Origin of the sequence: Phormidium sp. FACHB-1136, from assembly GCF_014697375.1 — a bacterium.
In the GTDB taxonomy this organism is placed as follows: Bacteria; Cyanobacteriota; Cyanobacteriia; order Phormidesmidales; family Phormidesmidaceae; genus Nodosilinea.
In genome coordinates this window covers 1-2,612 of sequence record NZ_JACJRS010000217.1, presented here as the reverse complement: position 1 = coordinate 2,612, position 2,612 = coordinate 1, and the positions used below count along the sequence as shown (strand labels likewise).

Below are 2,612 nucleotides of genomic sequence, written 5' to 3'. Positions count from 1 at the left end.
GGTGCTTGAGCCCCCAAAGTCAACGGCCAGGATGAAGTGGGGTTTAGCCGTACGTGGCATAGTCACTCCAAATATCGTCTCTCTGACGCTATCTAGCCCGAAGCCAACCTGACCTCTATCGAATAGGAGAGATGGATATCTACCTTCGGTTCAATATCCGTCATGGGGTCGCGGCTATCGCCCTAGGAGACGGTTGTTTTTCTGACTCCCATGAGCGATTTTGACTGCTACGACAACACGCTTGCCTATCAATCCGCCTGCAAAGCCCACCCCCACCCTCCGTCTAGACTGAATCTCGACTGGCGCTACATCACCTCCACCCACCAACTCGAAGCTGAAATCGACCCATACCGAACCCGCAAAGTCCTCGGCATCGATACCGAAACCACGGGCCTTGACCCGCATCAAGACCAGGTGCGCCTAGTGCAAATCGCCACGGCGGGAATGCCGACCCTCGTCATTGACCTCTGGAAGGTTGACGAGATACACGCCCTCAAAACCCTCCTCACCAGCCCTGCCCTGAAGGTAGGCCATACCCTCAAATTTGATTGGCAGATGCTCGCCACCAGCGGCATTCCCTTGCATGGCCCCTTCTTTGATGCTTACTTGGCCCACAAGGCGCTGAATGCAGGACTCAAGGTTAAGTCGAGCCTCGCCGCTATTGTCCAAGAATGTCTAGGCGTTGAGCTCGACAAATCGGCCCAGCGCAGCCGCTTTGCTGGACATCTCAGTGACGAACAACTCCAGTACGCTGCCTGGGACGCCGCCTACAGTCTGGCCCTGCGCCAACCCCTGGCCCAGCGACTCCAGCAGGCGTCGGCTCAGTTCACCGCTCGGTTCCTGCATATCGCCAACCTGGAGTCGGCCTGCATCCCGGCCACCGCCCTGATGGAACTCAACGGCATGGCCCTTGACCCTGACCGATTTGAGCAAGCCGTGACGACGTTTCAACACCAGAAGCAAGCGGCCCTCACCCAATTCCACCAAGCCCTGGGCCTCGAAACTCAAACCCAAATCAGCCTGCTGCCCAGCGAACCCAAGGTCTTCGGCCTCAATCCGGGCTCTAGCCAGCAGGTCCTCAAGGCCTTGGCGGAACAGGGACTCACATTAAAAGCCACCGACCAACGCACCATCATTCGGGTCGTGGATCGTCATCCGGCCCTGCCCCACCTGCTTGAATGGCGGCACCAGGCCAAAGTCCTCGATACCCTGAATAGTTTGCCCAGGCATCGCCATCCGCTCACGCAACGGCTACACCCCCAGGTCAGGCAGGTCTCGGCCAGGAGCGGACGCTTTAGCTGCCGCAACCCAGCCCTTCAGACCGTGCCCCACGATAGCGCTATCCGTCGATGCTTTGTCGTCCGGCCCGGACATCGGCTCATTAAAGCTGACTATTCTCAAATCGAGTTGAGGATTGCCGCCAAGATTACCCAAGACCCCCTGCTGGTCAAGGCCTACCGCACGGGCCAGGACGTTCACCGCATGACTGCGGCCCTATTGCTGGACATGGCCCAAACCCAGGTGACTCGTGAACAACGACGCCTCGGCAAGGCCATCAACTTTGGATTGATCTACGGCATGAGCGCCGCCCGCCTCCAACTTGAAGCCCAACTGCAATATGGCCTAATTCTCAGCCATAAGGATGCCCTAGCCCTGCATAAACGCTACTTCCAGCGCTTTACCGGGGTGGCCCAATGGCATCGACAGGGCAAGCGACAGCTTTATCGCCATGACGGCCTGCGCCATGCCAAAACGTTGCTGGGCCGAGTGCGGCAATGGGCCGATAAGCCGGACTTCGCAGAGTGGATCAATGCCCCGGTTCAAGGCACCTGTGCCGACATGATCAAGCGGGCCTTGGTCGCGTTAGTGCCCCATCTCAATGCCGATGTTCACCTGCTGATTGTCGTCCATGACGAGATTGTGCTCGAGGTCAGGCAAGACCTAGCCCCTGACATCGCTCAGACCTTGACCCAGGTGATGATAGCCGCTGCACAACCCCTAATTGCGCCCATCCCTATCGAGGTGGACACCCAGATTGGACACAGTTGGGCTGGGGATTGAGGGGAGATTAAGGGCTATCGCCCTAAAAGGTGGGATGGGGTTAAGACGCTACAACAAACCAATGTGTACCGCTCTTGACGATTCCTAGACTGGCCCCATCTCTCACTTAGGTCAGAGGTCATCGCGTAACTGGCCAACCTAAGCTGAACAAAAATTACCCCAGGAGGCTCTATGAACACCGCACAAAAACAACGGCCCACTCGCCCCGCTGAAGCCCACGCCACCCAGGCCGTGACGCCGGACACCCAAGCCCGCATTGAGGCCACCGAAACCGTTGCGGATTCGCCCAACCCGTCCGCAGACTGGCACCAAACCTTTGAGCGGCTCACCGCACTCCCCAACCGAGTCAGTAACCTGGCGGGGCAATACCGCTCGCAGCTCAAACTTGTGGCGGCCCTGGTCGCCACCCTCGTCGTCATGCGGCTTGCCCTTGCTGTCTTGGAAGCCATCAACGGCATTCCCTTGATGCAGCCCTTGCTGGAACTGGTGGGGCTGGGCTACCTCGGCTGGTTTGCGATTCAACACCTGCTTACCGCCGACAGCCGTCAAGA

At 58.5% G+C, this 2,612-nt stretch carries 2 protein-coding genes; both read left to right on the top strand.

From position 1 onward, the window contains the following. The first annotated feature begins 210 nt into the window (after window positions 1–210). Entirely contained in the window at window positions 211–2,061 is a 1,851-nt protein-coding gene (locus tag H6G62_RS26670) for a DNA polymerase (RefSeq protein ID WP_190500811.1), read from the top strand. Between the two features lie 171 nt (window positions 2,062–2,232). Next, window positions 2,233–2,612, top strand: a 380-nt coding sequence (locus H6G62_RS26665; protein ID WP_190500809.1) for a CAAD domain-containing protein, incomplete at its 3' end; no start/stop codon positions are given.

Coding starts and splice junctions, on each gene's coding strand:
- H6G62_RS26670 (WP_190500811.1), top strand. CDS start 211: ATGAGCGATTTTGACTGCTACGACAACACGCTTGCCTATCAATCCGCC.